The organism is Flavobacterium sp. 40-81, from assembly GCF_001898245.1.
Taxonomy (GTDB): domain Bacteria; phylum Bacteroidota; class Bacteroidia; order Flavobacteriales; family Flavobacteriaceae; genus Flavobacterium; species Flavobacterium inviolabile.
This window is the reverse complement of sequence record NZ_MKTM01000041.1, coordinates 198,694-219,577: the sequence shown is the minus strand read 5'-3', so window position 1 is coordinate 219,577 and position 20,884 is coordinate 198,694. Positions and strand designations below refer to the sequence as shown.

General features: G+C 39.2%; 21 protein-coding genes. 8 read left to right on the top strand and 13 right to left on the bottom strand.

Annotated elements, in window-relative coordinates:
• The first annotated feature begins 188 nt into the window (after window positions 1-188).
• Genes BGO42_RS16730 through BGO42_RS16720 form a run of 3 tightly spaced genes read left to right on the top strand, consistent with a single transcriptional unit; the run spans window position 189 to window position 2,427 of the window.
• On the top strand, window positions 189-1,085 hold the full coding sequence (locus BGO42_RS16730; protein WP_273243810.1) for an ATP-grasp domain-containing protein: 897 nt from the start codon (window positions 189-191) through the stop codon (window positions 1,083-1,085).
• Window positions 1,086-1,121: 36 nt separating this feature from the next.
• On the top strand, window positions 1,122-1,733 hold the full coding sequence (locus BGO42_RS16725) for a hypothetical protein (RefSeq protein ID WP_273243808.1): 612 nt from the start codon (window positions 1,122-1,124) through the stop codon (window positions 1,731-1,733).
• A complete protein-coding gene (locus tag BGO42_RS16720) occupies window positions 1,723-2,427 on the top strand; it encodes a hypothetical protein (protein ID WP_273243806.1) in 705 nt (234 codons plus the stop codon). Before BGO42_RS16725 ends, BGO42_RS16720 begins: the two co-directional genes overlap by 11 nt.
• 105 nt (window positions 2,428-2,532) lie before the next feature.
• On the opposite strand, the gene BGO42_RS16715 is transcribed toward BGO42_RS16720, so the two are convergent.
• From BGO42_RS16715 to BGO42_RS16690, 6 genes are all read right to left on the bottom strand, one after another.
• Window positions 2,533-3,975 carry a hypothetical protein gene (locus BGO42_RS16715; protein WP_273243805.1) on the bottom strand — a complete coding sequence of 481 codons (1,443 nt, stop codon included), beginning with the start codon at window positions 3,973-3,975 and terminating at the stop codon, window positions 2,533-2,535.
• Window positions 3,976-4,126: 151 nt separating this feature from the next.
• Complete coding sequence (gene tpiA, locus BGO42_RS16710; protein ID WP_273243803.1) at window positions 4,127-4,879, bottom strand: triose-phosphate isomerase; 753 nt, start codon at window positions 4,877-4,879, stop codon at window positions 4,127-4,129.
• Window positions 4,879-5,379: a TlpA family protein disulfide reductase gene (locus BGO42_RS16705; protein WP_273243801.1), complete on the bottom strand. Its 501-nt coding sequence runs from the start codon at window positions 5,377-5,379 to the stop codon at window positions 4,879-4,881. Before BGO42_RS16705 ends, tpiA begins: the two co-directional genes overlap by 1 nt.
• A 60-nt stretch (window positions 5,380-5,439) precedes the next feature.
• Window positions 5,440-6,516 (bottom strand): ABC transporter permease, encoded by a 1,077-nt coding sequence (locus BGO42_RS16700; RefSeq protein ID WP_273243799.1) that lies wholly within the window; start codon window positions 6,514-6,516, stop codon window positions 5,440-5,442.
• A 12-nt stretch (window positions 6,517-6,528) separates the two neighbouring features.
• Window positions 6,529-7,629: a BT_3928 family protein gene (locus BGO42_RS16695; RefSeq protein ID WP_273243797.1), complete on the bottom strand. Its 1,101-nt coding sequence runs from the start codon at window positions 7,627-7,629 to the stop codon at window positions 6,529-6,531.
• A gap of 61 nt (window positions 7,630-7,690) precedes the next feature.
• Entirely contained in the window at window positions 7,691-8,233 is a 543-nt protein-coding gene (locus tag BGO42_RS16690; RefSeq protein ID WP_177736454.1) for a DUF1599 domain-containing protein, read from the bottom strand.
• Between the two features lie 111 nt (window positions 8,234-8,344).
• Here BGO42_RS16690 and folP point away from each other — a divergent pair, with 111 nt between their 5' ends.
• Together folP and BGO42_RS16680 are read left to right on the top strand one after the other, a co-directional pair.
• On the top strand, window positions 8,345-9,166 hold the full coding sequence (gene folP / locus BGO42_RS16685; RefSeq protein ID WP_273243795.1) for a dihydropteroate synthase: 822 nt from the start codon (window positions 8,345-8,347) through the stop codon (window positions 9,164-9,166).
• 3 nt (window positions 9,167-9,169) lie between these two features.
• On the top strand, window positions 9,170-9,814 hold the full coding sequence (locus BGO42_RS16680; protein WP_246297010.1) for a hypothetical protein: 645 nt from the start codon (window positions 9,170-9,172) through the stop codon (window positions 9,812-9,814).
• Here the strand turns inward: BGO42_RS16680 and rlmH are convergent.
• From rlmH to BGO42_RS16650, 6 genes are all read right to left on the bottom strand, one after another.
• Entirely contained in the window at window positions 9,808-10,281 is a 474-nt protein-coding gene (rlmH, locus tag BGO42_RS16675) for a 23S rRNA (pseudouridine(1915)-N(3))-methyltransferase RlmH (RefSeq protein ID WP_177735776.1), read from the bottom strand. The genes BGO42_RS16680 and rlmH overlap by 7 nt on opposite strands.
• 70 nt (window positions 10,282-10,351) lie before the next feature.
• Window positions 10,352-11,833: an XAC2610-related protein gene (locus BGO42_RS16670; RefSeq protein ID WP_273243792.1), complete on the bottom strand. Its 1,482-nt coding sequence runs from the start codon at window positions 11,831-11,833 to the stop codon at window positions 10,352-10,354.
• Between the two features lie 69 nt (window positions 11,834-11,902).
• Window positions 11,903-12,286 carry a response regulator transcription factor gene (locus BGO42_RS16665; RefSeq protein ID WP_177735772.1) on the bottom strand — a complete coding sequence of 128 codons (384 nt, stop codon included), beginning with the start codon at window positions 12,284-12,286 and terminating at the stop codon, window positions 11,903-11,905.
• Between the two features lie 104 nt (window positions 12,287-12,390).
• Window positions 12,391-13,653 (bottom strand): YaiO family outer membrane beta-barrel protein, encoded by a 1,263-nt coding sequence (locus BGO42_RS16660; RefSeq protein WP_273243790.1) that lies wholly within the window; start codon window positions 13,651-13,653, stop codon window positions 12,391-12,393.
• The gene (locus BGO42_RS16655; protein ID WP_177735768.1) at window positions 13,640-15,094 is read right to left on the bottom strand and encodes a glycosyltransferase family 2 protein; all 1,455 of its coding nucleotides are present in this window, start codon (window positions 15,092-15,094) and stop codon (window positions 13,640-13,642) included. The genes BGO42_RS16660 and BGO42_RS16655 overlap by 14 nt, the downstream gene beginning before the upstream one ends.
• Complete coding sequence (locus tag BGO42_RS16650; protein ID WP_177735766.1) at window positions 15,091-16,146, bottom strand: HEAT repeat domain-containing protein; 1,056 nt, start codon at window positions 16,144-16,146, stop codon at window positions 15,091-15,093. Before BGO42_RS16650 ends, BGO42_RS16655 begins: the two co-directional genes overlap by 4 nt.
• Window positions 16,147-16,637: 491 nt before the next feature.
• On the opposite strand from BGO42_RS16650, the gene BGO42_RS16645 reads away from it, so the two are divergent.
• The 3 genes from BGO42_RS16645 to BGO42_RS16635 all read left to right on the top strand — a co-directional run bounded on the left by BGO42_RS16645 (window position 16,638) and on the right by BGO42_RS16635 (window position 19,985).
• The gene (locus BGO42_RS16645; RefSeq protein WP_273243787.1) at window positions 16,638-17,102 is read left to right on the top strand and encodes a glycosyl-4,4'-diaponeurosporenoate acyltransferase CrtO family protein; all 465 of its coding nucleotides are present in this window, start codon (window positions 16,638-16,640) and stop codon (window positions 17,100-17,102) included.
• Window positions 17,103-17,421: 319 nt separating this feature from the next.
• The gene (locus BGO42_RS16640; protein ID WP_273243785.1) at window positions 17,422-18,363 is read left to right on the top strand and encodes a helix-turn-helix domain-containing protein; all 942 of its coding nucleotides are present in this window, start codon (window positions 17,422-17,424) and stop codon (window positions 18,361-18,363) included.
• A gap of 152 nt (window positions 18,364-18,515) precedes the next feature.
• A complete protein-coding gene (locus tag BGO42_RS16635) occupies window positions 18,516-19,985 on the top strand; it encodes a serine hydrolase domain-containing protein (protein WP_273243783.1) in 1,470 nt (489 codons plus the stop codon).
• Between the two features lie 127 nt (window positions 19,986-20,112).
• Here the strand turns inward: BGO42_RS16635 and BGO42_RS16630 are convergent, their stop codons facing one another.
• On the bottom strand, window positions 20,113-20,877 hold the full coding sequence (locus tag BGO42_RS16630) for a TIGR02757 family protein (RefSeq protein WP_273244131.1): 765 nt from the start codon (window positions 20,875-20,877) through the stop codon (window positions 20,113-20,115).
• Window positions 20,878-20,884: the final 7 nt, after the last annotated feature.

The following is a 20,884-nucleotide window of genomic DNA, read 5'->3' as shown; positions in this document are numbered from 1 at the left end:
GATTTTTTTATTTTAGAATGGTATCCTTTTTTTTCTGTTACAGAACCGGAAACCGCTTCCGTTAAATGCATATCCTGAAACCGCTTTTTTATAGAAAAAACGTATAAAATAGCAAAAAATGTCAGAACTTTATAGGTGGAGACAGGTAGCCGTATGGCAGTGTTTAAAACCATACAATACTCCGTTTAATGCTTACTATTAAGGAAGACAATATGAAAATAGCTTACGTTTGTTATGAAATTCAGCAACGCTATATAACGGCAGATGTTGCAGATGAAGACACACTTTTATTACACTATCTGCAGGAAAAAGGGCTGGATATTACCCGCGAAATATGGACCGATTCTAAGGTGAATTGGGCAGATTATAAAACGGTTATTCTGAAAGCGCCCTGGGACTATCACGACAAGATCCGGGAATTTACAGCCTGGTTAGACCGGTTGCACAACCTTGGCATACAAATACTCAATCCGTACACCGTTGTAAAATGGAATAGCGACAAACATTATCTGAACGATATTGCCGCTGCCGGGCTCGGCGTTATTCCGTCTCTTTTTATAGAAAAAGGAGAAAAACCGGATTTTGAAATGTTTTTCAGACACTTTAACACTGATAAAATTATCTTCAAACCCTGCATCAGTGCCGGAGCGAAAAATACGATGGTGATTACTCCGGAAAATTGTGCGTCGATCCAGAAAGACGGTCATGCCCTGTTAGCGGAGGAAGCTTTTATTGCGCAGCCTTTTATGAAAGAAATCCAGACGGAAGGCGAGTGGTCCTTTTTGTTCTTTAACGGAAAATACAGCCATTGTATTGTAAAAAAACCAAAGTCGGGCGACTTTAGAATACAGCATTATTACGGCGGCACGATCCATGACGAGGCAATCGATAAACAGTACATTGAAACGGCACAGCAATATGTCGATAAATTTGCAAAAGGATGCCTGTATGCCCGTGTGGATGGTATTATTGCAAACGGAACCTTTTTGTTAATGGAATTGGAACTGATCGAACCGTTCCTGTTTCTGGAAAAACATCAGGAAGGCTTAGCATTGTATTATGAAGCGCTAATGGCATTGTCATAGCGAAATAGTTTATGAATAAAGAAAAGAATAATGAAGATGAAGAAACTAATCAGGAACAGCTTTTTTAGTGTTCCGTCAGCATTTTCAAAAAGTGCTGGAAAACTATTGTTGTTAGCGATGCTTTTGGGTACCGTAAATAAAACACGGGGACAGGAAAGTATAAAAACAATGCTTGACAGGCATATCGCAAAAGGTTATGTTGGACTTTCTTGCTTGAAATACACACCGCGTGATTTTCAGGATTACTACCTGTCCATACAGGTCAGGGAAGGAGGCGGAGCAAAAGCCCTGCTGTTACAGCTTGTAAACGGAGAATTGAAAGAAATTGCAAGCAATGATAAGATGTTTAACAGGGAATACCGCCCGATGCCATCTTTTGGCGGTACAGGAGGCGGATTAGGGCGTGCGGGTCAGGATGTCGTTATCTTTTACAACGTATTCAATAAAGGTCAGTTTTTTGCTGTTTTCAGCCCGGATCAAAAAGACGGAATGTTATATCTGGAAGCATTCTACTCACCGGAAGTTGGTAATATCGTGAAAGCGCAATTTGGTACCCTGAGCTTTAAAGATTTTGATATCACCACATTTGCAGAAAAATACCTGGTTAGACCGGTAAGATATAACAATACCAATGAAAATGAAAAATAGCAATAAAATTACCGTCCTGTTGTTTTGGATACTCGCGATTACCGGTTTACAGAACACCGGAGCACAAACCAGGAGTGTCTTTCAGGAAAACTTTACAAAGCAGCAGCTTAGCAAAAAATGGAATACAGTAAATGGCGATTGGCAGGTTAAAGAAGGGACGGTTATCGGAACCCGTAACAAAGAGTGGGCAATATTAGTCAGTAATAAAACACTACCCGAGAATTATATCCTGACCTTTTCGACCTTAGTCGATCCAAATGCCTATTTGTTTGAAGTGATTGCCAACCTTCACGAAGAAAAATATGTGGGGATATTGTTAAACCAGCTTGAAGATCGGGTAGCGATAGAAGATCGTTCGCTGTATAAGCATCCTGCAACACGATATATTGAAAGTACCGGAAATATCGGGAAACTTCCCAAGGTGAAATTCCTGATGGAATACCGCTGGCTGGGCTGGAAAATTCAAAAAGCCGGAAACCAGCTGTTTGTATGGCTTAATAACGAAGCGGTAATAGTGTATACCGATGCGGCTGCGATTCTTAAAGCAGGAGGGAAATTTGGTTTTGCGGTTAACGGTGCCGTTACACTAAAAAATATAGCCTTGTATAAAACAAAAAAGGAAGCCGCATTGCCGCCGGCAGATTTTCAGATGAAAAACCCTTTTGAAAAACCGTTCTTCCTTTTCTCAGAATAAATAGGGAACGAGGGTTTTTGTTTTCTGAAATTCCGATAAATGAAATTGTATTTTTAATAAAAAACGCCCGTATTTACGGGCGTTTTTCAGGAGGGTGTTAATTTTTTATTTGCAATCATTGTATTCGTTAACAATATTAATAAGATTTTCTGTGTTTTTCAAATCAAAAGCACCATTTTTAATCTCTGCAGCTAACTTTTTACAACCGGACAGGTATTCTGCCAGTTCTGTCGACAATTTATCGTTGTTTCTTTTGTCGATCATCTGACCCACATCCTTGTTCTTTAACCGGATTACAAAACGGTCTTCTTCAACCGGATCCACCAAAAGAGTGTTGTCTTTACTGGTGTATAAGGTTTTGTAGAAATAAGCATTGTTAAAACCCAATGACATCGCGTTCGATAACTTTTTCATGGCATCCCCTTTTACTTTCATGCCCTGGTAACGGGTTTCAGTACCGTCTTCATTGATAACATAAAATGTAGTATTGTCTTTTGCCGATAGGGTAATGGTACGCTCTTTTCCTTTTTCATTCAGGTATTTAACCGAAACGTTTTTACCATAATTGTCAATAGCATCCACTACCTGTGTATCGCCGGTCTGGTTAATATCCAGTTTTTCAAACTGGGCGGTTAACGTACCGCTGTATTTTACCCCTTTTTCATCAATGGCATACCCTTTCACGTTGTAAATGTTTTTACTCCGGTCTTTCGCCAGCTTTATTTTTTCATTCATCAGGTTGCGGTTGTAGGTTTTCGCCTGATGTCCTAAAGTAATATCGCGGTAAACCAGTTCGCCTACAAGGTCTTTGATGAAAATGGTATTATCCGATCCAAAACGCTTTTCTGCCTGATAGGTAAACTTACTGTCGTTAAACAGGGTTACGTTTACATCATTATTGGCATTACCGGTAGCATTAGCCGTCGCCACCAGAACGTTGTCCAGATCGTAAATGCTGATGGTGTTATTGCTGCCAAAAGCGGTATAGCCAGACGAAATTGCTTTTCCTACAATAGTGGTACCGGCTGTTCCGCCAAAAAGGATCGTACCGTCGTTTTTAACAAATGGTTTGTATCGAGCTATTTTATCCTGTTTGTCTTTTTTGGAAGCCACCGCTTCTACTTTTGCTTTCAGGGATTTATCGCTGATGCTTTCTCTTTTGGTAGCAAAGAAAGCCTCTATTTTCTGTTTGTTGAAACCGTTAGCGTCAAATAAGCCGTATTTAGCAGTTAGTAAATGCAGTACTATTTTCGTTGGGCTCAACGAATTGATCAATACCTCATAAGGGATTTCTGTTTGCTGGGAACCGTCGGCAGAAGTAACAAGCAGCCATTGGTTGATAATGGTTTGCCCTTCCGACATACCTTTGTATTCCACGGTAAATTGTTTTGCGCCGTTTAAGTCGAATAATTCATACTGGTCACGAACCTGGTCTTTCAGGATGGCAACTTCTTTTTCATCAATCTGAACACGGTCTTTTTTTGTTTTGATCTTTTGGGAAAAAGAAATCAGGGGGCATAAAAGAAGGAGAAGAATAATTTTTTTCATGTTTGGATTTTAGGATTAATTGAGGATAATAACTAAAGCACCAAATATAGGATATAAAATTTCATAACATATTGATTTATATGTAGAAATAACGAAAAAAAAAACACTCGCGAATAACGAGTGTTTTTTAATATTGTATTTTGAGTGGTCTTTATACCGCGCCGGCTATCGCTGCAAAATCGTCAGCTTTTAATGCCGCACCGCCAATCAGTCCGCCGTCTACATCCGGTTTCGAGAAAATTTCTTTTGCATTTTCCGGTTTAACGCTGCCACCGTACAAAATAGATACGTTTTCTGCCACTTCCTTGCCGTATTTGTCGGCTATGGTCTGACGGATAAACTGGTGCATTTCCTGAGCCTGATCCGGTGTTGCTGTTTCTCCGGTTCCGATAGCCCAAACCGGCTCATAAGCCAGTACAATGTTTTCCCAGGCTTTGGCATCCAGATGGAACAAACCGTCTTTCAGCTGGTTTTCAACAATATTGAAATGCTGCTTGCTTTGGCGGTCTTTTAGTTCTTCTCCAAAACAAAAAATAATACGCATGTCGTGTTTTAAGGCTGTATCGGCCTTATTGGCTAATAACGCATCCGTTTCATGGAAATAAGCACGTCTTTCGGAGTGCCCCAGTATCACGGTGCTCACACCGATGCTTTTTAACATGTCGGCAGAAATTTCGCCGGTAAAAGCACCACCTTCTGCCTGGTGCATGTTTTGTGCAGCCACGCCAATATTGGTGAATTCTAAATGTTGCACGGCCGAAGCCAGGTTTACAAACGTTGGCGCAACAATAATCTCTACCTCTTTATCAGCAGGAAGTTTGTCGATTAATTCGTTTAATAAGTCTTCGGTTTCAAATGCATTTTTGTGCATTTTCCAGTTTCCTGCAACAATACTATGTCTCATTATTTTAAAGTTTTTAATGTCGTAATCAGCGTTTCATCGTCAGCTTCAATAGCTTTGAATAACGCAATTTTTCCTTTTTTGTCCACTACCATATAGCGGGGAATCCAGTCCAGTTTTATCGATTTGCCAAAAGCACCTTTCATACCGTCGGTTAACAGGTAGTGTTCTCCTTTTACATTGTATTTTTCAATACCTTTTTTCCAGGCTTCCGGTGTTTTATCGGCAGAAATGAAAAGGTACACTACATTTGTAAATTCATTTTGTAGGTTCACCACTTTCGGCATGCCTTTAATACAGTCCGGGCACCAGGAAGCCCAAACGTCAACCACTACGGTTTTGCCTTTGTATTTCTTTAAAACATCTTTAAAGCTGATCTCGCTACCCTCCGGGGTAACCATTTTGTAATCCAGACTCTCTTTGGAGAATTCTTTCGGTGTTTGTGCATTGGTACAGCCAATTGTCATAAACAAAGTTAAAACGAAGGCAATTATGTTTCTCATAAAATGGGGTTTAAAATTTATTTCAGCTATAAAAGTATAAAATCTTATGTGAAGAAAATGTTATTGTAATTTGATTTTCGGATCCAGATAAGCATAAATGATGTCTACCAGGATGTTGATCACGACAAAAGTTGCCGCAATAACCAGAACAGCACCCATAATTACCGGTAAATCCAGGGTATTCAGGGCATCAACAATTTCTTTTCCAAGGCCGTTCCATCCGAAGATATATTCGACAAAAACGGCTCCGGCCAACATGGAGGCAAACCAGCCGGATATAGCGGTAACCACCGGGTTTAAAGCGTTTTTCAGCGCGTGTTTCCGGATAATGCGGATTTCACTTAAACCTTTGGCGCGGGCGGTACGGATGTAATCCTGGCTCATGACTTCCAGTAAAGAGTTTCGCATCAGCTGAATCACAACACCCAAAGGGCGGATTCCTAAAACAACAGCCGGCAGTATAATGTTTTTCCACTGAATATAAGTTCCGTTTCCAAAATCGTCTACTTCATACAGGCTTCCGGTCATGTTTAAATGCGTATAGCGGTGCAGCAGAAAACCAAAAAACCAGGCAAATAAGATAGCACTGAAAAAAGAAGGAATACTCATTCCTAAAGTGCTCACCAAAGCAATAAAACGGTCCAGCCAGGTATCTTTATAAATGGCGGAAACCACACCCAGTATGATCCCGATAACGATCGCAATCACAATGGCAAAGAAAGCCAGAACTACCGTATTGGGCAGGGTATCTCCGATAACCTGCGATACTTTTTTTCCGCTTTTCTGGAAACTTTCCCTTAAATAAGGGGTTTTTAAAACCACCTGGTTGCTGCCAATGGCAAACAGGGAAACAGCATTGTATTTTCCTTCGGAAAGGAAGGTGTACTCATCGCTGTTTTTGCTGTGAAACGAAATGGGGGACAAGTCGTTCAGATAGTAAAGGTATTGTGTTCCAACCGGTTTGTCGAAACCGTATTTCTTTTTAACCAGTGCCAGCTGCTCTGAATTTTCATTCTGATCGAGCATCATTCGTGCCGGATCGCCGGGCAGGACATTGAATAAAAAGAATATGACTGTTATCACTCCGAAAAGTGTTAACAGTGCATATCCGATTTTATGGAACAGGTATTGTATCATGTAAATGCTGTTTTATTTCAAAACAACATCGGCAATGTCATTCCAGTGCAGTTTCTGTACGATGGTTCCTTTTTCGAGAACAACAATGCTCGGGTTTGCTCTTTCAATCGTTTTTAAAGCGGTACCATCACAGAAATAATAGTCAAACGTTAATTTGTTATCGGCTTTTGCTTTTTGGATGGTTTCATCATTTGAAGCAGTCATACCAATAACTTTATAGCCTTTTGCTGCCGCTTCTTTAGAGAATGCTTCCACTCTTTTTAAGCCTTCCGCATTTGCTTTGGTCAGATCATAAGAAATAAACATAATCAGTTTTGGCTCGTTCAGCATGGCTTCGGTAAAATTCTCCCCGTCTTTTTCAATGGAAAAATCGTGAATAGGCGGTTCGTATCCTTTAGAGATCAGTTTATCGTCACGACGAACAAATTCGGCACCGGCCGGCAGGCTCATCAGCTGTTTGTCTGTAAAAGTCTGTTCCGCTCCGTTTACTTTGTATACAAAATTCATTTCATAGACTGATTGCGGAGCGCCTTCCGGAATTTCCATTCCTTTCTGAATGTTGGTTCCTACTTTATAGGCTCTGAAATCTTTTAACGGTAAATGGTTCAGTACGTAATAACCCATAAACAAACACAGCGAATAGCTCACAAATACGGTTAGTGCACCAACAGTACTGCTAAACAACGGTTTGATCAGTTTCTGGTTAAAGAATAAAATCAGGATGAATACTAACAGTACAATATCTTTAGTAAAGGATTCCCACGGTGTCAGTTTCAGGGCATCTCCAAAACAACCGCAATCGGTTACCTTGTTGAAATAAGCAGAGTAGAAGGTCAGGAAAGTAAAGAAGACAATCATGAGCAGCAAACTCCACATGGTAAATTTCGGTTTAAAGCCCAGAAGCAGCGCGACACCCAGAACCACTTCAAAAACCACTACAAAAACGGCAATGATTAAAGCGTAGGGAATCAGGAAAGGCATATTCAGGACATTCTCAGCAAAATATTCTTCCAGCTTGAAGGAAAACCCCATTGGGTCGTTTAGTTTTATTAAGCCGGATATGATAAATAAAATGCCGACGAACAGGCGTGAAAAGGAAACTAAATATTTCATAACGGTATCTAAAAATTAGTGTATTCGGTTGGATTTGGAAGGCATTGTAAAGCCATCCGTTTTAAGCTGCTTTTCCCAAATGGATTAACGCAAAAACAGCATAGTTCAACATGTCCTGGTAATTGGCATCAATACCTTCGGAAACCAGAGTTTTACCTTTGTTGTCTTCAATCTGCTTCACACGCAGCAGTTTCTGTAAAATCAAATCGGTTAACGAGCTCACCCGCAAATCGCGCCACGCTTCACCATAATCGTGATTTTTGGCTTCCATCAGTTCTTTGCAGATCTTTACTTTTTCATCATACAGGACAACCGCTTTGTCAACATCCAGGTCCGGCTGGTCGGCAACGCCTAAATCCAGCTGAATCAAAGCCATAATCGAATAGTTGATGATTCCGATAAATTCAGAGGTTTCATCTTCATTGACTTTTCGAACCTCATTTTCCTGAAGACTGCGGATTCGCTGGGCTTTAATAAAAATCTGATCAGTCAGGGAAGGCAAACGCAATATGCGCCACGCACTTCCGTAATCTTTCATTTTATTGCTGTATAGATTTCTGCAAATTGTAATAACCTTATCAAATTCCTGAGAAGTATTGCTCATTTTCTGTATATCTTTGTATGATAATTTTTTCAAAAATAAGGATTTTTTTCAGACGAAAGGAAATACTAAATCCGGAACGGCCTTTCTTTCCTGAAATCAAATTGTAATTAAATGACAATCAACTGTAAAGGTAAACTTATTGATTTGACTTCCCCGAAATGTATGGGGATTTTAAACAGTACGCCCGATTCGTTTTTTGACGGTGGAAAATATAAAAGCGACGCTGATTTTTTAAATCAGGTAGATAAAATGCTTACTGAAGGTGCAACGTTTATTGATATCGGTGCCTATTCGTCCCGTCCGAATGCCAATTTTGTAACAGAACAGGAAGAAATTGACCGTATTGTTCCGGTGGTTCGTTTAATTACCAGCCGGTTTCCGGAAGCAATACTTTCGATCGATACTTTCCGGGCTAAAGTAGCCGAAGCAGGTGTGGCACATGGTGCTGCAATCATTAACGATATATCCGGCGGTTTGCTGGACGAAAAAATGCTGGAAACGGCGGCAGCCTTACAGGTTCCGTATATCATGATGCACATGCGGGGTACGCCGCAAACGATGCATTCGCTAACGGAATATAGCGATATTGTTAAGGAAATACTGCTGTATTTTTCCGAAAGGATAGCCCGGGCCAGAAGTCTGGGTATAAACGATATTATTATCGATCCCGGTTTCGGTTTTGCCAAGACCGTGGAACAAAATTATGAAGTACTGCAAAAACTGGAATTATTCCGGATTTTAGAATTACCTTTAGTATCGGCAATATCCCGGAAATCGATGATTTATAAAACATTGGATACTACTCCAGCGGAATCACTGAACGGAACCACCGTTTTGAATACGGTTTCCCTGCTGAAAGGAGCAAAAATTCTGAGGGTTCACGATGTTAAAGAAGCAATGGAATGCATACAACTGGTTGGTAAAATACAATAAGATATGATGAAATACGGAATGATTTTAGCGTTTTTGATGTTGTTGTCCTGCGGAAAGGACAAAGAGATTTTGTTACCCAAATCGAATACAACACTGGTTAAGGATATCGAAGATATTTCTCCGATTTATATTTTATTTCAGAAGAAAGGCAACGATACGATAGCCGAAGTAGACAAACAGACCATTATTTCCACTACAAACTGGGTGTTCAATGTAGACAAGCGTCTTCCGTTGAAACAGGTGCTGCCGGAAGTGATCAAACTGCAAAACAGAAAAGGGCAGCAAAGCGGTAAAGACAAAAAGGAAAACTATTATTCGTATGCCGATAGTATCGGTAAGAATATGGCGTTTATTCCTTTTACCCAAGTGGTTTATTCTCTGGAAAAACAAAAAGAATTTGAAGACCAGCAGGCGGCTACTCTGATTGTAAGATTTGACAAACACAATAAGCTGACCTGTAACGGCAGTGATTTGAAACTGTCAACCTTTAAGGAAAGCCTGCAGCATTTTTACAGTGACAAACCCATTGTTATTTACCTGCATTTTGACAAAGAACTACCGTATGAATTTTATATAACCGATAAAATATTCCTGGCTGGTTTAAAACTGAACAATGTTACGTTTTCGGCTAAGGAGTATGTTTATTGATGGTGATACGGCTCGTTGCGTAAAATGGTAAAACCCCTGTACAATTGCTCAATAAAGAACAGGCGCACCATTTGATGCGAAAAGGTCATGGAAGAAAGCGATATCTTTCCCTGTGCTTTTTTGTAAACTGTTTCGGAAAATCCGTAAGGACCGCCAATAACGAATACTAAGGTTTTAACACCGGAATTCATCTTTTTCTGCAACTCTTCGGAAAAACCGACACTGGAAAACGTTTTCCCGTTTTCATCCAGTAAAATCAGCTGATCGGTTGCCGAAAGCCGCGCTAATATCAGTTCACCTTCTTTTTCTTTTTGCTGGCTTTCCGATAGGTTTTTAACATTTTTGATATCCGGAATGATCTCCAGGTCAAATTTGATATAAAACGACAAACGTTTGATATAATCGTCAATTAAAATCTGCAGGGACTTGTTGTCGGTTTTGCCAATAGCAAGAAGCTTTATATTCATTTTAGCGGTATTTCTGCAAAAATATAAAGAAGTTGGTCTTGAACCATATTCCTGCTGTAAAATCGTTGGTTTAGTTCGTGATGTGAACTTTTCTGGCAGCTTTTATCCATTTGCCTTTAACCAGTTTTTCCTCTGTTATCTCAAGGGTGTTATCTTCAGAAAGGGAAAAGGATTCTTCATAGAAGTACACTTTGACCAGTTCTCCGTTCCGGTATTTATAATGCTCTGTTCCGTGAGTTCCGGCACTGGCCCGGTAAAAAGATAGTATTGTTTTGGTTTTGCTGTCAATCTGCAACTGCGGTAAGTAGGAAAGGATTTCATCAAATTCGAACTGTTTGGTTTTGGGATTGAAGATAAAGATGTTGGAGGTATTGTTCGGGCCGGCTCCGCCAGTGTAAGCGTTGGTGAGGATATCGGGATAACCGTCAAAATTACAATCGATTAAACGGATAAATCCGCTGATGTTCTCTCCGGAATAACTGATTCCGCATGCGATGTCGAATTGCTGTACCCGTTTGTTGGTTTTGGTATCCATTACTTTGATCGCAATAGGAAGCAGCATGTCTTCTTCGGCGGTATCTGTCGTGGTGTTGACAAAGAAATAATAATCGGCTGTTTTTTCATTTTGAACAACCCAGTGTGAAGGGTACATGTCATCTTTCAGGATATAGCCGTTTGTTTCCACTAAATAGCTGCGGTATTGCGGTTGCTGATCATATAAATATCGCCCTACCGGACTGTCATCCCATTCTGTTTTTTGCGTAAACGTACTCACGCTGAACCAATCGTCATCGGCTTCTTTTACAGCCATATAGTCACCGTATTTAAGACTGCCGATTTTAGGTCCGGTATTGCTGCGGTGCTGGTATACCGGCACTTGAAGAGTATCGTTATTTCTGAGGATATCAATAAAACGGTGATTGAAACCGGTATGTTGTTCGAATTTTTCGGTAGGCTGGTTGATCGTCAGGTGGTAACGCTGTTCGACCGTTTTGCCTTTTGGCGTGACAATCGTATCCTGAGTGATTGTCTGTACAAGTGTATTGTTTTGGTCGTAATAGTCCCCTTTTTTCAGCGGAACCCGGCAGGCTCCGATCCGGAAAGTATTTGGATAAAGCCTGAAATAGCAGGCGTCGCGCCAATAGTGATAATTAAAGTTCTGGTCGGCGGAATAATTCGTCAGTGTGGTGTCTTTAAGTGTGGTATAAAGACCTCCCAGGGTGTAATGTAACTGTTGCTGACTGCCGTCTTTTAATGTGGCAAATCCCAGATCGGTCTGTCCGTCATACGGAACTTCCGGATCAATAATAAAAAGGATCTTTAATTGTTTTTTAAGGGAATCTACCGCTACTATGGCATGCTGAATGTTTGCTTCTGTAAAACCGGGAATGTGCATGGCATTATAGGTAACCGAAGTATAATCGCGATAGACGGATTTTTTAGAAGGAACAGCACTTAATTCCTGAATGCGGTAAATCCCGGAAGCGGGTATTTGAGAAAAAGCGGAAAAGGCAATAAAAAGCAGGCAGAATGAGTATAAAAATGATTTCATGGCATTTACGGATATAGTACTATAAAGATACTAAAAAGGAATCTTTTAGTGTACTGTAAATGCTAAGAATTAGCGTTCCGCCTCAATGATAATCAGTCTTTTAACACGAAGGATCAGTTCTTTCGGATTGAATGGCTTGGCAATGAAATCGTCGGCTCCTAACTTGAAACCGTTGGTAACCGTATTTTCTTCTTCTCCTAAAGCGGAAAGGATGATAACCGGAATGTTTTTGTAGTTTTCTTTTACAAAATTAGTAACCTCAAGCCCGGATTTAAAAGGAAGCATTACATCGGTAATGACTAAATCGGGTAGTAAGGACGGGATTTTTTCAATAGCCTCAGCACCATCTTTGGCTATCGTCAGGCTGTAACCTTCTTTTCTGAGGATAAACTCAAGGATATTAATAGTAAGATTGTCGTCTTCGACAATTAAGATTTTCTTTACAGAACTCATGGGGTAAATCTGTTAAAAATAATTGTGGTTTTATTTTTTGCAAAAATATAGCTAATTAACGTAAAGGAGGGCGCTTTTTTGTTAATTAACATAATGTTAGTGCATTAAAAACGATATTGCAGGCTAAAGTTGATTTCGGTTTCGTTTTGTTTCCGTCCCGGTGCATATTCCTGGTTGTTGTAATTTACCAGTATGCCGGTCAGGTAATGCTCCCCGAAAACGCGGTAATAGCCGGCTCCGATTCTATAGGAATTCAACGCAATCCGCTGTTCCAGCTGCCCTTGTATGGATCGTTCATCCGGAGAAGTACCGTAACCCAGTAACACGGTGGCATAATCAAATCGCGTATTGAAATAGTAACGGGAAGTCAGCGTAAAAGCCGGGTATACTTTGCTGTCCTGGTTTTGAATATAGGTTCTTAAATTAAGCCAGTAGGAGCCCAGGTATTTGCCGACACCAATAACGGCAGCCTTTAGATTTTCGTCTATGGTCTGGGTGTAGCGGATGCCTAAATCAGCCTCCCAGCCTTTTTTAAAGTTGTAGTAAAAAGAATAACCCAGTCGCCATTTCGGAAAAACGATATCGTCGCTATAGGCCACTCCGGCATAGGAATAGGCATTCTTTCCGGTAAAGAAATAGGTTTCCCCTTCATATTGTACACCGTTGGCTATGGAAGCGCCTTCAGACAGACGATTGGCATAATTTACCCGTCCGATCAGTGAGCCCCATTTGCGTTCCCGGATGTATTGCAAACTTCCCAGGTGCCACGGACCTACACCGGCACGGTCAAAAACAGTCAGGCTGTAATTCACACCAATGCGGTCTGTATTGTTCTTGGTGTCCATCAGGAATAACTGCTGTCTGATACCGGCATCGGCAGGAAATTTCTTTTCCAGCACTTTCAGGTAATCATGAACTTTGTCATCCTCTTTTTGTAACTGGTAGATGGCCAGTTTTTTTAAATAGTAATTTTTATTTTCCGGATACAGTTCGATTGCCCGGTCTGCTACTTTTTCGGCAGCGGTGTAATTCCTGGCATCGATCTCCAATTGCGTAAGGTAGCCGAAAGCCTCTTCATATTTTTCATTTTTGGCAAGCACGTGCTGATAGTAAAACCGGGCACTGTCAACTGCCTGCGTCAGCTGGTAAGCGCGTCCCAGTAATAAATGGAAATCGAGATAATCCGGCGCTAATTTGATTCCCAATTGCGCTTTTCGGATGGCTTCGGTATAATTTTTATTCGGATTGATTTCTTTGGCGGTACGCGCCAGTAAACTGTCTGTATCGATTTTCTGAGCCATGGTTTTACCGGCTGTGAAAATAAAAACAGTTATAAAAAGTATCCTGAAAAATTTAGTTTGTTTCATGCTCTTTTGTTGTTTCACTTTTAAAACCCAGTCGGGGCATATCACCCCATTTTTGTTCTTTCTGTCTGAAAAATTGCCAATATCCTTTCAGGGAAGCATAAATGTTTACCGGATGGTAAGCAAAAGGCTCTATAAAAGCCATTCCGATCAGGATCAGTATCTCTTTTAAATTGGCATAATTGCGATACAATATTTCATCTAAAAAGATAGAAACCAGGGTTAGTATCAGATAGAATAAATATACAAATAAAGTAATGTAAAACAGAAAAATATAGTCAATATCCAGGATGTAAAAGCCTATTAATAATGAGAAAATACCCAAAACTTCGAGGATGGGAACCATGAACTCAAACGTAAAGAAATAGGGCAGTACCAGGAAAGCGGTTCTTCCGTATTTCGGGTTGAAAAACATGGTGCGGTGAATGTAAAGGGTCTGAACCAGTCCTCTTGCCCATCGGCTGCGTTGGCGGATCAGCACCTTGGCAGAAGCCGGAACTTCGGTCCAGCAAAGGGATTCCGGAATGTATTTGATGGCAAATTTTTGTTTGGTGTCATACATATACTTACGCATACGGGTAATTAACTCCATGTCTTCCCCCAGTGATTTGTGCCAATAACCGCCGGCTGCAACGGCAACTCCCTTGTCAAACATCCCCAGTCCGCCGGAAACAAGCAGCAGCCCGTTAATCTGGCTCCAGGCCATTCTTCCGAACAGGAATGCACGAACATATTCCAGCTCCTGGAAACGTGCGAACCAATTGGTCGGGAAATGGATTTTAACCAGAAAACCGTCTTTTACTTCGCAGGAATTGGAAATCCGGATACCGGCTCCGGTTGCGATCACTTTACGCTTGCTTTCCATGAACGGTTTTGCCAGCTTGATAATGGTGTCTTTCTTTAAAATGCAATCCACATCGGTACACAGGAATAGCGGATGCTTGGCAGAGTTAATCCCGGCATTGGAAGCATCGGCTTTACTTTTTCCGTTCTTTTTGTCCACTACCAGCAATTTGGAATAAATCGGGTTGGTAGATTTGTAATGGCCGTAAACTTTCTGGGTTTTTATTTTTTCTTCATAGTAAAAATCGACCTTAACAAGCTGAAATTCACGGATGAGTTTTTCTAAGGTGTCGTCTTTACTGCCGTCATTTACAATGATCACCTCAAAATTCGGATAGGTAAGGGAAAGCAGGGATTTTACATTGGAAACAATGGTAGCCCCTTCATTATAAGCCGGAGCCACTACCGAAACACCAATCATGTTATTGGATTTTACCAATAAATCGTCATGAATAAAATATTTGGCATTAAGGTGTTTCTTAATGGCAAAATAGGACAATATCGCCAGAAAGAGGTAAAACAGTATATAACTGGACGAAAAAACCGCGACAAATGTTTCGTAGAAATTTTCGAAAATCTCCAAATAAACTCTCGAAATCATAGGTAAGGGTTTTTAACGTGTTTTTTAATTTTAATGACCTCAAAATTTTCTTTGAAGTTTGATTTCAGGTAAGAAGAATCGATTGCATCCAATGTTCTTACGGCGTGTATTTTTGTTTCGGCATTAATGGATCGGTGCAGGTAATCGTCTATAAAGGCAATGGTTTTGGAACTGCCGATAACAGCCAGAGTCTGCAAAATGGCAATTTTATTAGCATTATCCTCACTGCCGAACAGATCGATAAGCCTGGATTCGGCTTCAAGAAGATACAGTTCCTTGATGGCAATAATAACTTCCTGCCGGATCATTTTATTTTCGGAGTTCAGTAATTCCAATAATGCCTCCTGTTCTGCTGTATAGTTGTAATACACCATAAAACGGATGCCTAATTTCACGATAGATGGGTTTTGGGCCGTAATCCAGTCCTTGATGTTTTTAGGAATCGGGAACTTTTTATGATGGAGCAGGTCCATTACTTTCAGCTCATCAATAAGCGAGATCTCGTATGGATAGGTGCTTAAAAAATCCAGTTTTTTTGAAGTCAGGGAAATAAAAGCGATAAAGGCATTCGAACGCAGTATCGTGTTTTTATGATCCAGGAATTTTTTAACGTAATTTTCTCCTTCTTCATATTCCAGGATCTGGTAATGGTAAATTCCTTTGCATTTCACATACCAGCGGCTACTGTGAATCAGCTTTTTGCTGAAATGCTGCAGGCCGAAACTTTTGTAAATATCCAGGATTGGAGCGGTTACTTCGCCTTTGATGTTTTGTTTCAGTTCAATGATACAGTTGGTCACCATACTTTTGCACCAGGCCTTGCGAAACGGGATTTCTTTTTTAAAAGCGGCAATCCGGCTGTCGTAGTTTTCGGCATCGGTAAAAAGCAGCTCCGTCAGGAAATCGTTTATCTTTTGTTTTATGGCTTTCCGGTACTGCCGGTTATAGCCATAGGCAATACGATCGCTTATCGTTACCGTTATTACAATAATAAGAAACAGAACTAAAACGGGGACTAAAAAGTTAATTAAATAGTATTTAAATACTTCCAAACTAATAATTTAGGTGAGCGGCAAAGATAGTTAATTTTAGCGTTTTCCGGCGTTAAAATTTTCTAAAAAGCCCTGAATTATACAGCGGAACGCCCTATTTTACTGGAAATGAATAAGACATACTGCCGTTGGTGAAAATATGAAATTGAAAGATTTTACTTATTTGTGAATATATTGTGAGTTAAGAAAAGGCTTTGTTACAGATGAAACGGTTTTTTAGATATTACCACTTTTAAACGGATCAATATAGAGGCAATTCCGGAACATTTCAATTTGTTGTAAAGCAAGATAAATCCTTGATTGATCGTAATATTTATACAAATATAAGTACGAAAAATATTTATAAATAAAAGATGCCTTTTGATGAGTTCCATTTTTTTTTTGAATATTTTTGGAACAATAAAACGCAGGAACCTTTATAAATCTATCGCACGAATGGGTTTATTACAGGAAGCGTTGTTTGGTGTATATAAATTAGCTTCAATTTTAAAATGATGATATATAAATATCTGACATTTGGTATTGCCATAACGTTTATTTCCTGGATAGTGGGAATGGCTGTAAATGCTGTTTTAAGAAAAACGGAATACTACAATAAAAGCCTGTCAAATCTGAATTTCATTGAAAATGAAAAATGGAACAAGTTTATTGGACTTGGCATTTTCAAGTGGATTGTAAAGAATACATTTTTTAAATTTTTCAATCAGAAACTGAAGCTGAAAAAGAAAATTGAAAAGACCGAATTAAATAATTTACGGAATGAAATGACCATTTCTGAAATAGACCATTTAATCGGATTTGGTTTTGTCGCTGTTTTCGCCTTAGTGAAAGTCTGGAATTCCTACTACTTATTTGGCTTGGTTATTATGATCGTTAATATATTGATGAATTTATATCCGTCTTTATTGCAACAGGAAAATAAAAGAAGAATTGACAAACTGATGGGAAAACTGTAGCCGGCAGGAGGTAGGAGTACTTCTGTTAAGCATTTGTACAAATTAACACCGGTTTCCGCTACATCGCCAAACGGCAACGCTAACAATATTTATGAACCTTTTAATATTAAAATAAAAAATGAATGATAAGATTAATGTATTAATTATTGTGACGATAATCTCCTTGTTCATTTCATTATTTCTTGTCTTTTTTCTGCTTACAGTGAAAACAAAGCACAAGATAAGTAACACTCTTTTTGCTGTTTTTTTACTACTAACCGCACTGGATAGCATTGATCCTTTATTAAGCTTAGTGGTTAATAATCCTTCAAATCCGGGCATGCTTAAAAATACATTTGCGTTTCTGCAGCTTCCTGTTTTTTATCTGTATGTGTTATCGGTTAGTTATTCCGATTTTAAGCTTAAGCCAAAAGATGCAATACACCTGCTTCCGTTTTTAATTGTAAATGGAATTTTGCTGCCTCGTTTTTACACGGTAGACCTTGCTTCTAAAATTAGTTTTCTGAAGCATCGTCAGGATATGATCGAACTACAGCTCACGCATATTCTATTTCATATTCAGGTTGTGGTATACATGATTGCCGTTTTTATGATATTACGAAAAACCAAAAAACTATATCTTGAAAATAATGCCGGCACAAACATCAATTCCTATAACTGGTTGTTTCAGTTTACGATTGTGCTGACTGTTTTATACCTGATTACCCTTGTAAAAAACATTTTTAAATTTTCGGATTATCCAAACATCTCCGAGTGGATCAGAATCGGACTCTTGTTATTCCAGCTGTTTATCATTTGCTGGTACTTATATAAAGCACTGAACAATCCCGGTTTGTTCCGGAATATAGATTCAAAACTAAAACTGGTCAAGGATATCATTTCGGAAGAAAAAAAGAGTGAGCAGGTAACGGTAAATGAAAAAGAGTATGATGAAGAGTTGCTTAAATTAAAGAAGTATATGCTTGAAAAAAAACCATTTCTCAATCCTTCTTTAACAATTCAGGATGTTTCTAAAGATATTGAAATTCCTGTCCGGGAGTTGTCGCTTTTAATCAATCATAAATTAGAACAGCATTTTTACGATTTCGTGAATACCTATCGCATCGAGAATGCGATGGAAATTTTAAAAGATGCTACAAAAAGTAAGCTGACTATTTTAGAAATTCTGTACCATGTAGGTTTTAATTCCAAATCTTCTTTTAATACGGCTTTTAAAAAACACACCGGTAATACACCTACGGCTTATCGTAAGGGTTTGTAAAACAGGTTTTTGTAATTATTCGTACGGTTGTTTTGAGTTACTCGTACTTATTTTTCCGGACAAATGCGTTCGACTGTTTTTATTCGGTCGCATAGTTTTCGTTTCCGCCACATATTTGTATCGAAATAAAATTTTAACTAAAACACGATACAATGAAAACAACTATTTATTTACTGACTCTCTTAGTAATAATTTCCGGATGTCAAACGACCCATATAGGATCCTCAAAAAAACGGGACTATAGCTTTCTTACCGATAGTTTGAAAATTGAACAGCAATTGGAGAAATATAAACTGGCAGGATTTAGCCTTGTTGTTTTTGAAAATTATAACATTGTCTATTCCAGTCAATTTGGGGTGAAATCAATTGATTCTAAAGAAAAGATCGATGAAAACACGGCATTTTCTACAGCATCAATTGCAAAACCAGTAACAGCACTTCTTTGTCATATACTGGAAGAGAAAGGATTAATTAATTTAGACACTCCTATAGACAATTACCTGAAACGCTGGCATTTGCCAAAAAGCAGGTTTACTGAAAATAATAGCCCAACCTGGAGACAATTTCTTAATCATACAGCGGGCACAAGTCAGAGTGGATTTGAAGACCATTATGAAGGGGAAACAATTCCAACCATAAAACAAAGTCTTTTAGGACAGATACCAAGGTATAATAAAGAAATTGAATTCCTGTTTACGCCCGGAACCGACTGGAATTACAGCGGCGGCGGTTATGTAATTATCCAGATGGCGTTAGAAGACACTTTTGAGAAACCTGTTGCGGAACTTGCGCAAACCTATATTTTTTCACCTCTTGGTCTGAAAAATACAACAATGATACAGCCTGATGAGAATGGATTTCTGAAAAATGTAGCGATGGTTCACGATAAAGATGGAAAAGTTATTAAAACAGGCTTGCCAATCACGCCGCAAGTTGCAGCATCAGGATTATGGTCTACACCGGGTGATTTAGCAAAACTTGCTATTGAGATACAAAATGCTTTGCGCAATAAAAATAACAAAGTGATTTCTCATAGTGTTGCAAAAAAAGTAACGGAAGTAACCGCTTTAAAAAATGCTGTTGGCGGCTGGGGATACGGCTGGCAAAAGTCCGGTGGTTATAATAATTACGATTGGTTTATGTGTAACGGTTCCAATACCGGAGTTGGAGGTAGTGTTTTTGCGACTATGACAGATGGAAACGGCTTTGTGTTTCTTGCGAATGGTGAAAAACCGAATCGTATTCCTGTGATGAATCATACTCAAAGAAAGATTCTGACACTGATGGACTGGAACAATAAAACGCCTGATGAAGCGACTCAGGAAATACCCTTGAGTTTAAAAGAAAAACTAATCGGAACGTATGACGATTTCCTTTACCAGCAGGGAATGGAAACCAAAATAGTAGAAAGAAATAACCGTCTTTATGTTGAATCGCCAATTTTAGAACATTTTAAAGGAAAAAATGATAATGAATTGCTTTATCTGAAAAACGGGTTATTTAAAATTGTAGATTATCCGAACGTATTAAAGTTCGAATTCAATAATGGAAAACCACATTCCGTTATTTTAACAAGAAATAATCTGAATGCTAAAGTTGAACTGGATGCTAAAGTAAAATAACTGTTGCACCAAGATTTGATAATGAGCGTTTTGTTATGTTTTTATGGCGTATAAAACGCTCATTGAGTGATTTTGGTTTTATTTCTAAAAGACTTAAACGTAATTGTTTAAGTCTTTTGTTGTATTGTTAAAACCCTTCAAAAACGCCTAATCCAAACAAAGCGAAATCATATTTTACAGGATCCAGAGGATCCATTTTTCGAAGATTTAAATCGAGTTCTGCCAATGCTTTACCATCGTTTTGCTTTCGCGAAAGCAGGGCTAATTTCCGGGCTACGTTTCCTGAATGTACGTCAAGCGGACAGGAAAGTTTAGCAGGCGGAATATTTTTCCATATTCCTAAATCGACACCTTTATTGTCCTGGCGAACCATCCAGCGCAGGTACATGTTGATGCGTTTGGCTGCGGAATTGTTTAACGGATCGGAAATGTGTTTTTGTGATCGTGGCAAATGTTCTATTTCAAAAAAAACTTTTTTGAATTCGTGTATGCTTTTTTGCAGACTGTCTTCTTCCTGATTTTTTGAAAAAACAGCTTCCAGACCGCCATGATTTTTATAGATGTGCTGCAATCCTTTTACAAAACTGCCAAAGTCTTTTCCGTTAAAGGTACGATGCACAAAGCTCTCAAGCCTTGCGATATCCTCATCGGTATGGCTCATGATAAAATCATACGGCGAGTTGCCCATCAGTTCCATCATGCGGTGCGCATTTTTAATGATCATTTTGCGGTTTCCCCAGGCAATGGTAGCACTCAGGAAGCCGGCAATTTCGATATCTTCTTTTAGCGAAAATAAATGCGGGATCTGCACCGGATCGCTTTCAATAAAATCAGGATTGTTGTATAAAGCCACCTTTTCGTTTAAAAAAGACTGCAATTCCAAAAAATCCATAGGCAAT